Annotated in this window: 6 protein-coding genes; all 6 read left to right on the plus strand. The window is 36.0% G+C overall.

Going from position 1 to position 11246, the window contains the following annotated elements:
- Positions 1 to 7403, plus strand: a 7403-nt coding sequence (locus CN692_RS24080) for an InlB B-repeat-containing protein (RefSeq protein WP_098121669.1), incomplete at its 5' end; no start/stop codon positions are given.
- A 293-nt stretch (positions 7404 to 7696) separates the two neighbouring features.
- The gene (locus CN692_RS24085) at positions 7697 to 7999 is read left to right on the plus strand and encodes an InlB B-repeat-containing protein (protein ID WP_098121670.1); all 303 of its coding nucleotides are present in this window, start codon (positions 7697 to 7699) and stop codon (positions 7997 to 7999) included.
- Complete coding sequence (locus CN692_RS26385) at positions 7977 to 8153, plus strand: hypothetical protein (protein WP_179874544.1); 177 nt, start codon at positions 7977 to 7979, stop codon at positions 8151 to 8153. Before CN692_RS24085 ends, CN692_RS26385 begins: the two co-directional genes overlap by 23 nt.
- Positions 8150 to 8395, plus strand: a complete 246-nt coding sequence (locus CN692_RS24090) for an InlB B-repeat-containing protein (protein WP_098121671.1) — start codon at positions 8150 to 8152, stop codon at positions 8393 to 8395. Before CN692_RS26385 ends, CN692_RS24090 begins: the two co-directional genes overlap by 4 nt.
- Before the next feature lie 763 nt (positions 8396 to 9158).
- Positions 9159 to 10448: an IS21 family transposase gene (gene istA, locus CN692_RS24095; protein ID WP_098121672.1), complete on the plus strand. Its 1290-nt coding sequence runs from the start codon at positions 9159 to 9161 to the stop codon at positions 10446 to 10448.
- Complete coding sequence (istB, locus tag CN692_RS24100) at positions 10441 to 11193, plus strand: IS21-like element helper ATPase IstB (protein WP_098121673.1); 753 nt, start codon at positions 10441 to 10443, stop codon at positions 11191 to 11193. Before istA ends, istB begins: the two co-directional genes overlap by 8 nt.
- Positions 11194 to 11246: the final 53 nt, after the last annotated feature.

Below are 11246 nucleotides of genomic sequence, written 5' to 3' on the forward strand. Positions count from 1 at the left end.
CAAATACGACGAATAATAACGATGCTTATTCGGCAAACGGGGTAGCACCTGATGTAGAGCTTCATGGTTATCGTGTATTAGGACCAGGAGGACATGGAACAACGGAATCTGTATTAAGTGGTATCGATCAAGCTGCAAAAGATCATATGGATGTAATTAATTTATCACTTGGTGCAAGTGTTAATGATCCACTATACCCAACAAGCATTGCGATTAACAATGCTACTTTAGCTGGAGTTGTGTGTGATGTTGCTGCAGGTAATAGTGGCCCTGGGCAAGCTACAGTCGGTTCACCAGGAGCTTCAGCACTAGCAATTACTGTAGGTGCAAGTACAATCCCTGAAGATATTGCAACAATGACCATTAAGAATGGTTCAACTTCTTATAAAGCACGTTTATTCGGTAAAAACTTTTCACAAGCAGACGATGCTTATAAAGGTCAAACACTTCCGATTGTTGATGTTGGTTTAGGAAGTGAAGCAGATTATAGTGGAATTGATGTCAAAGGTAAACTTGTTTTAGTAAAGCGTGGCGTTGACTATTTACAAACAAAAATGGCAAATGCTAAAAACGCTGGAGCAGCGGGTATGATTATTTGGGATAATACGGATGATACTGATAGCCAAGGCTTTATACCTAGTTTCTTAGGTGTCAGCATGGATAATGTTTATTCCATTTCATTAACACAAGCACAAGGACAAGCATTATCTGATGCGATTAAAAAAGATCCTAAAACTGCAAGCATTACTTTCCCATCGACACTTGATGCTTATATTAGTAAAAGTGGGGATGAATTGGCAAGTTTTAGCTCAACAGGTCCAGTTAAAGATTGGACAATTAAACCTGATGTTGTAGCGCCTGGTGTTGATATTTCTTCAACAGCTCCATACGATATTTGGGAGCCAAATGCAGCACATGATTATAAACTTGGTTATCAAATTATGTCTGGTACATCAATGGCAACTCCACACGTTGCTGGTATTTCAGCTTTAATTAAAGCTGCACATCCAGATTATACACCTGCAGATGTAAAAGCGGTGTTAATGAATACAGCTAAAAGTATTGATACAGATTCAAAGAGTTATAGTGTCTACCAAGTAGGTGCTGGACGTGTTGATCCTGCTCGTGCAATTGCGACAGATGTGAAAATTCAAGTGTTAGATAAAGCAATTACGGCGGATAATCTATCAGATGCATCAACTCTACATGAAGTAGATAACCTTACTGGAAGTATGTTCTTTGGTTTTAAAGGTAGAGGAGAAGGTGCAACGAACGGCTCAGATGATGTTGTTTCTTCAAAAGATTTTAATGTTTCTAACCAAGGAAATAGCAGTAAATCATTTAAAGTAAGTACTGAGTTTATATCAACAAAATTTGCTGGATCGAATAAAGTAGGTCCAGGCACTGGAAATGATGTAAAAGTCGATTTTACTGTCGGTGGACAAAACGTGACAAACATTAATGTTGGTGGTGGAAGTACTGTTAAAGCAACAGCCAAAATTACAGTACCATCAAATGCATTAGAGGGCACTTACGAAGGGTATATTAACCTTGTAAACACAGCTGATTCATCAGAGTCTTATCGCGTTCCGTTTACGATTACAGTTGCGGAAAAAGGCATTAATAATTTCCAAGTCGCGATAAAATCGACTAGTGTAGGAAATCTTTCTGCTTATAATTTTTCAGTAAATAACGAAATGGATAACTACTATATCCTAGTAAAAGACAAAGACGGAAAATATATAGGGGTAGCTAACTCCTTATCCAACGGTAGTGATATCATCCCTGGTGTCCAATACGGCCCACGTATCACTCTATTTAATGGATGGTATCTTCCATTTACAAAGGCATACGATGGAACGTATGATCAGTCTGGCATTTCAACAGACTTACAAGTGTTACCAGAAGGCGCATACTCTCTTGAGATGATAGCAACTGGTAAAGATGGACAACGTTACACAGCGGAAGATACGCTATATGTTGACGGTACACCACCAACAATGACGATGGATGCAGACTCCAAGGGTGGGATTTATGAAATTGATCCGACAGGGTATCTACCTGGACAAGAAATTAAAGGGTTCACGGGTACAGTTTATGATTCGAACATTGACGTAATGAAAGCTAACGGGGAAACGTCTGTGCCAAGCCCTACAGATGGTACACCAGTTCCTGTTGATCAAGGCTTGAACAGTGTTGTAGGTTATCAAGACAGTATGTTCCCAACAGTGTACTTCAATACCAATGCGAAAGGTCGTTTCCATTTTGGTGTGACTGCTGAAGACCTTACAAATAAATGGGGAAGTCAATTTATTATTGACCCAGTTGATTATTCCGGTGAAAGTGATAGTATAAATGATCAAACCTATTACTTTATTAAAAAGGGAAATCCGTATGTTACTTTAACTTCATCTAATGGAGTAGATGCAGGACCAGGTAACGAAGATAAATTGGTTGTTGATGCGAATAAACCATTCAAAATGACAATGACAACACACTACGGTGTTGGAATGACTGGCGGTAAATTTTTACTGAATGATAATAAGGTCTACCAATACAGTAATATCCGACTAACAGACGTGTATAAAAATTACCTTATTAGTAAAGGGATTGATCCAACTAAGGTTCTTACTGTAGGTCAACCTTATGTTCATCCAAACTATCAAGTTGGAAAAACAACAGATGTGACACTTTCTAATATAGGAGCAGCAGGTGCACTTGACCATGATATGCCAATATTAGAAGCAGATGTGACCTATACAAGCCCTGATCCGATTACGGGACCATTCCCATATCAATTATTACAAGCGAATTTAACATTATCAGGTGAAGATACAGAAATCGCATGGTTCCCAACGAATGAACCTTATGTAAGACAGAACACTTCTTTAATTAGAGGACGTGTGGCAGCGGAATCTTTCGCAAGAAATAACGTAAATAACAATTATCCACAATTCACAGTTGATTCAGGTGCGAAGGTAACGGTGACGGATGATCAAGGCAAAAAATTTACAACGGATCAACCGACATCATTTAATAACACAATGGCCTATACGTTTATTAATCCATATTATGCGGTGACAGCAGATGTAAGTAATAAACCATATTCTATGGAAGCAAGCGTACCGGGACATTTTAAAGGATACGCAAAAACACCAGTAATTGGTGAAAACAAATTCGGTTATCAATCAGGTACCGTCAAAGATCTTCCAGGTCTTTTCCCAATTCTATTAGGTGGAGATGTCAATGGCGATAACGTCATCGATATGAAAGATTTACTGAAAGAAATCGATGTTTATTATCAATATAAAAACTTAAATAATGTTGATAATCCAGATAATAAATTAGCTAACAAAACTGCATTCTTAAACACAAATCGTGATGCAGATATTTACTGGATTAAGCCAAGTGGTTTTGGCTATGGAATCGATTACAATGATTTCTACTTCATCTTTAAAAACTTTGGTATCAAAAATCAAAGTGCAATTGATGCAGGGTTAAGTGTCCCAACTGCACAATTAACGGTAGATAAAGATACGAATTTTACAACTGATTATGCAGGTTCAATTACATTAAATGCTGGTGACACATTAGAGCAAGTTATGCAAAAGCTTAATTTCCCAGCTCCAGCTCAGCAAATCGTATCAACACCGAAGTTAGAAGATTTACAAAATGGAGCAACAATTTCACTTTCTCCAACAAGTGCTGTGTTCGTAGACGATTTAAAGTGGAGAAAATCAATTACAAAAATCATGTTAGGTTCTACTGATGTAACCAATTTAGTGACAATCAATCCAGGATATCAGTATACGGATGCAAGTGGCCAATCGGCAACAATGCCATCAAAAATTACGTTCCCTGGATCGTTATTCCCAACGGCAACAAATTATACAATGACAATAAAAGCGGCAGGATACCAAGATGTAACGAAATCATTAACAATCTCATCGGTTCCAATTCCGACGCCAGCGATTCCGATTATCACTGACCCAACAGTGGCGCATATTGGAAAGGATTTAACATTAAACTTCACAGAAGATGCGAAATGGCGAAATGGAATTAATAAAGTGATTGTGACAACGAACGGTAAATTAAGTATGGATATCACTAATTTGATCAATCCAGATACGAATCAAAAATATTACGACATAAGTAAGCCTGGGAAAATTACGTTTAACGCAAAAACATTTATGACGAATGCGACTCTTAATCCGAATGATGGTAAAACCTATAATAATGCAACTGTAGACCCAGGTGGAACAAGTTATCTACCACAACTTTACAAATTTACCATCAGTTCACAAGGTGCAGATGGTACTGTTTATCCAGATGTAATTGCTGGTTCTGATCCAGTTTACACGGGTCAACAACCTGTTGGATATAGTGTTACGTTTAACAGCCAAGGAGGAACGCCGATTAATCCGATGGCGATAGGATTTAAAGCAAGCGCAAGTAGATCAAATGGCCCGAACAGTAATTTGATAGCATATAATACTCCTGCCCCAACGAAACCAGGCTATACGTTCCTTGGTTGGTATAATGAAGCATCAGGTACAACACAATGGGATCCAGGATCATCTATTCAAACTGAAGACAAAACAGTTTATGCAAAATGGCAAATGAATACGACTCAAAGTTATTCACCTGTTGATAAATCGAATCCGAATGGAGCGAAATTCGACCCAAGTAACACAAATGCAAGTGGTAACGGTTGGGTGCTTGGAGAAGGCGATTTAAAAATCAACATCCCAGATTATTTAACGAATGTTTCTTGGTTAACAGGAAAAGATAAAATTGCAAATATTGAAGCGACATTCTATGGAATGAAGAGCGATGGCACAACAGATACGGATCCGACAAAGTATACGTTAGACCCAAGTACGTATGACTTAGCATCTAACGGAAGTAACGGGATTCTATCATTCACAACGGCTACACATGATCAAGCTGTTCAAGCAGGTCAAAATAAACCAGGTGAAAAGTTTGCCTTCAGTGAAATGCCAACTCTTGGAAATAATGGCGGGATCAGAGGGTATTCGTTAAAGATAACTTCTACAACAGGAGAGACGGTTACAATTCCAAGTATTCTTCTTGGTTATAGACGCCATGTTGATTTAAACGGTGGTACGTTAAAAACTGCAACTGACACATTCTTTGCTGACGCGTTAGTTAATGGAAAAACAAATGCGCCAAATATGTCTACAGGTGCAACACATGTAACGAATGGTAATTTAACGATTAGTCCAGACCTTTATTTGGATGCAGCTAATTCAAGTGACAAGAAGTCAGATATTACAACAAATCCGAAAGTATTAACAGATAATTCTACTTTCTATCTATGTTGGATAAAGGTTCCACCTACTGTGAATAAAGACGTTGTTGGAAACATTGTTGGAAGCGATATTACGTTACCATTCACTGATGATGGAACATGGAAAAATAATATCAAAGCTATAAAAATTGGTACAAAAACTTTAGAGTTGAATAAGGATTACACAATTACTAATAATAGCATCACCCTTAAAGCTGCTCTATTCACGGTTGGACAAAAAGTCAACGTAACGATTGTTTCAGAGGGGTATAAAGATGTTGTAGTGGTTGACCAAGTTATTGGTTACACAGTTTCATTTGAATCAAATGGTGGAGACCCAGTTTCAGCTCAAATCGTAGATAGAAATGCGACAAAACCAGTTGATCCAACAAAAGTGGGTTACAAGTTCTATGGTTGGTATACGGATCAAAATTTAACAGAACCTTATGATTTTGATAACATTGTGACAAAACCAATCAAACTTTATGCGAAATATGCATTAGCTGGGTCTGTTGTTACAGTAGATACAACAGATAATGCAGTAGGCAACGATATAGTATTAGAGTTCATTGACAAAGATTGGGCAAATGCGATTACTGGCATTAACATCAACGGTCTTCCAGTAGACGCATCGAAATACAATGTAGATAAAGAAAATCGTACGATTACTTTTAATCAGAGTCTGTTCACAAGAGCTAAAGATTATACGATTACTGTAAAAGCTAAAGAGTATGCTGATGTGACAGTAGTACAAAAAGTTGTAAATGGATATACTGTGCATTTCGTAATGCCAAAGAATGCACCTGCTGAAGTGAAGGATGCAACAAAAGATCAAATTGTAGCACGTAGAATCACAGCACCGACTGTGCATGGTTATGATTTAACTTGGTTTGCAGATGAAGAATGTACAATTCCTTGGGAATTCACAAATTCAATTTACTCAACAAAAACGATTTATGGACAATGGAAACCAGCTAAATACACTGTTATCTATGACACACAAGATGCGGGATTAGCAGTTTCAGTGAAAGCTGAGTACAATTCATTATTAGATAAATCAAAGCCAACAAGAACAGGCTATACATTTGTTGGATGGTATAAAGATGCAGAAGGTAAAACAGCATGGAACTTTGAAACAGACAAAGTAGATGGTGATATGGTTCTATACGCTAAGTGGCAAGTTAACTCTTATAAGGTTCACTTTAACAGTAATGGTGGTAGCCAAGTAGCTGACAAATCTGCAAATTACAACACTGTAATCACTGCACCGACAACAACGAGAACAGGCTACACATTCGTTGGATGGTATGAGGATGCTGCAGGTACATTACCTTGGAACTTTACAAAAGATAAAGTTACAAACAACACTACGTTATATGCGAAGTGGAAAATCAACTCATATAAAGTAAGCTATGTAAGCAATGGAGGTTCTACAGTTCCTGCTCAAACTGTGAATTACAATAGTGTTATTAATTTACCAAAACCAACAAAAACGGGTTATACATTTGCTGGATGGTATAAAGATGCTTCATTAAAAACGTCGGCAGGAAGTTCTGTAAAATTAGCTGGCAACATTACACTTTATGCAAAATGGAACATTAACAAGTATACTGTTAAATTTAATAGTAACGGTGGAAGCTCAGTTGCTTCAAAAACAGCAATTTACAATGGAACAATTAGTCAACCGAAGTCTCCGACTAGAAAAGGTTACGTATTCCTTGGATGGTACAAAGACGCTTCTGGTAAAGTAGCTTGGAACTTTGCGAAGGATCATGTTACAGCAAACACAACAATTTACGCAAAATGGGTTTCTATTCCAGCTAAACCAGGACATGTAAAATTAGCGAAATCTGGAAAAGATGGTGTAAAACTAACTTGGTCAAAAGTATCAGGTGCAACAGGTTATGAAATTGTAAAAGCAACTTCAAAAACAGGTTCATATTCTCACCTAACTAGCGTGACAACAACTAATTACACGAACAAAGGATTAGGTAAAGGTAAAACATACTACTACAAAATCCGTTCTTACAAACTGGCTGGAACACAAAAAATCTATGGTGAGTGGACAAGTATAATGTCTATCAAGCTTTAAAAAGTGAAATAACAGGCAGAATAAATTCAAAAAGTGTTTATGATATTACGAAGATTGATTAAATACCCTATTTGAAAGTACAACGATTAGATAATCTTTTTTCAAAATACAAACTTTCCCTTAAAATTAATAAAAGACAAGAATACAATTTCGTATTCTTGTCTTATTTTTGTTCTCAAAGCTGTTTATTTTTTCTAGAACAGCCCCGTGAAGGATCAATCAAAAATGAATGAAGGTTATTTAGAATCACCCTTGATTACGATGCAAGTAATAGCTATGAGACAATTAGGGAAATGGTGAAGGACGGAACTGGCTATTCAATCACACAGAGTGTTTTTCTTAAAGAAAATGGTACGATTAGCCCAAGCGGCAGTGTACATGTGAAACACGGAGACAATCAAACGTTTACAATCACGCCGAAAAAAAGATATGAAATCGCTTCATTAATGGTTAACGGTGTGAATGCCAAGTTAATAAAAAGTACCTACACGTTTATTAACATAACGAAGAATCATACAATCAATGTATCGTTCAAGCAAATCATTCACACGATTACAGTAACTACGGGTAAAAATGGTACAATTCCCAATCGGTAAAGCTTCAATGGCTGACGGAACAAATAAAACGTTCACGATTACACCGAAAAAAGGAAATAAGATTGATACGATCAAGGTAGATGGTGTGAATGTGAAGTTTACAGGCAACACCTATACTTTAACTAACATAACGAAGAATCGTACAATCATGTGACATTTAAGCAAATCGTTCACACGATTACAGTAACTGCGGGTAAAAACGATACAATTAGCCCGGGCAACAAAGTTACAGTGGCTAACGGAACAAATAAAACGTTCAAAATTACACCGAAAAAAGGTTATATAATCGCTACGTTGAAGGTAGACGGAGTGAATGTGAAGGCTAAAAACAATGCCTATACATTTACGAACGTAACGAGGAATCATACGATTTATGTAACGTTCAAACGAAAATAATTTGTTCATAATGAAATAGTAGTTCTTTCAGGTGAAGATTTATTCAAGTTATAAAAGTGGGACTCTTCTTGAGTTACGCCAGGGATGTCTCAAAGGTCACTGTACTTTTGAGACGTTCTTTTTTATTATAAAAATTACTCATAGTGTTGGTTTCGGGCGAACACTCTGTGAACTTTGCCCTTTGCTTATAAAGTTGTGAACTCCGTTGATATACTACTGAAACTGGTTGAAATATTTCTATATCTGGTTGGAAAATTGTTTATTCTGCTTGAAATCTTATTCAAACTAATAACATAACATAAAAAGGTTTTGAAACTGGGCAAAATATGATGACAATTCAAGAAAAAACATAAAGAAAATTCGCCGATTGGCGAACCTTTAGGCGAAGACAGAGTCGTAGTTGCACTTATACTTAATTCTTAGAATTGGTATCTAAGTAGAGTAATCTTCCTGCTGCCAATTTATAATTTCTTAACGTACAAAAACCCGTAAGAAATCCTAATTTCCTTGTAGGTTTTCTTCATTTAATTTGAGACAGTCTCATTTTTTACACATTGATGTGGGTTAGAAGTTTTAGAAGTAATTTAGAATGTAGTAAGTGAAGAAAGGATGCAGTGTTGTAAACATAGAACTAGCATGCTAGTTAGTAGATTCGCTTTAGTAGTTAACTGAGTACAAATGCTAACTTAAATATGTACAAGATTGATTAAATAAAGATGTACAGTTTCGACTCCATTCTACATACTAATCAGGGGGGATTGGTATGTACATTTCATTAGATATTCAAACAAATTTTGAGATTAAGAGTCTTTTAGACTTACCGAGATTAAAATTACTTATGGAGAATTTGAAAATGAGAATTAATAAGAATCAATTAGCGAAAGAATTAAATGTGGACCGACGTACGATTGATAAGTACTTAAATGGCTATACTCCAAAGAAGACGAGAAGTAAATCCTCTAAGATTGATGCTTACTATGATGTGATTTCGAATTTATTATCAAAAGAGTCAAAACAGATTTTTTATTATAAAAGAGTTCTTTGGCAATATTTAAAAGAAAACCATAACTTGAATTGTGCGGCATCTTCTTTTCGTAGATACATTCAAAGTAAACCTGAATTTCAAGCATATTTTAAAGAAGGAAAGAAATCGAATCCAACACAATCTAGTATCAGGTTTGAGACTCCACCTGGAGAACAAGCTCAATTAGATTGGAAAGAGGACATTCGTTATGAAACAAAAGAGGGCGAAATCATACACATAAACGTGGCTGTGTTATTACTTTCGTATTCTAGGTTTCGTGCTTTTCACCTGTCTATATCGAAATCACAAAGTGTACTCTTTTCGTTTTTAACAGAAGTATTTGAATCATTTGGGGGTGTGCCGCAAAAAATCATGACAGACAATATGAAGACTATAATGGATCAAGCTAGAACGAGCTATTCTAAAGGGATAGTGAATAAACGTTTCGCTCAATTTGCGGATGACTTTGGATTTAAGGTGCAGCCTTGTATTGCAGGAAGACCAAGGACAAAGGGAAAAGTTGAATCCCCTATGAAGTATTTGGATGAAATTCACGCATATCAAGGAAAGTTCAGTCTTGAGGAGCTTCACAAATTTGTACAACAGCTATGCGAGAGAATCAACCATAGTTTCCATCAAGGGACAGGAAAAATACCGATTTTTGCCTTAAAACAAGAAAAAAATCTCTTATTGCCCCTACCACGGCAACAAATAAGAGATTCTTACAGAATCAAACATACGCTAGTGAAAGTAAATTCAACCAATATGGTGTCCTACAAGTCTAACCAATACTCAGTACCAGCTAAGTATCGAGGTAAGACCGTAGGTCTACAAGCATATGATGATCAATTATTCATTTATTATAACACGGAGTTAATTGTTCAACACAAACTTAGTCAATTAAAAATCAATTACAAAGATGATCATTATAAAGAGGAGCTAAGTAAGGCTGTTCCTTACTATCCTGATATTGATCAATTAGCTAAGAAAAATTTACAGGCAATTGGAGATGTGTATAAAAATGAATAATTCATATCATCAGTTAATTCAAAATCTAGAGTATTTAAAATTAAAACAAATGATTCAGCGTTTAAGTGAAACAATTGATTTTAGTGTAAGTAATCAATTATCCTTCGTAGAAACACTGGTCAAACTTACTAACTATGAAATTGATGTAAGAGAGAATAACATGATTCATTCGATGGTTAAAGTGGGGGCATTTCCCCACTTAAAAGAAGTGAGTGACTTTAGTTTTGAATTCCAACCAACAGTTAATAAACAACAAATCCTTGATTTTATGACCTTACGTTTTATCGAAGAAAAAGAAAATATTGTATTTTTAGGACCTAGCGGAGTAGGAAAAACACATTTAGCTACCGCAATCGGAATCGCAGCAGCTAAAAAGAGAACAAGTACATACTTTATAAAATGTCATGAATTACTTCAGCAATTAAAAAGAGCTAGGATTGAAAATCGATTAGAATCACGGTTAAAGCATTATACAAAATATAAACTACTTATTATTGATGAGATTGGCTATTTGCCGATTGATGCGGAAGATGCGAAGTTGTTCTTTCAACTGATAGACCTCCGATATGAAAAGAGAAGTACAATCCTAACAACGAATATAAATTTCAAATCGTGGGATGAAATTTTTCAAGATACAAAACTAGCCAATGCCATTTTAGATCGGGTACTACATCACGCAACAGTAGTAACAATTGTTGGTGAATCATACCGAATTAAGCAACATATTTCGAAAGAGAATGAGTGATTTTGTACATACTTAAATAATCAAAAATGTACATACTTATGTTGACATTTATA

The organism is Bacillus sp. AFS002410 (assembly GCF_002556365.1).
In the GTDB taxonomy this organism is placed as follows: Bacteria; Bacillota; Bacilli; order Bacillales; family Bacillaceae_G; genus Gottfriedia.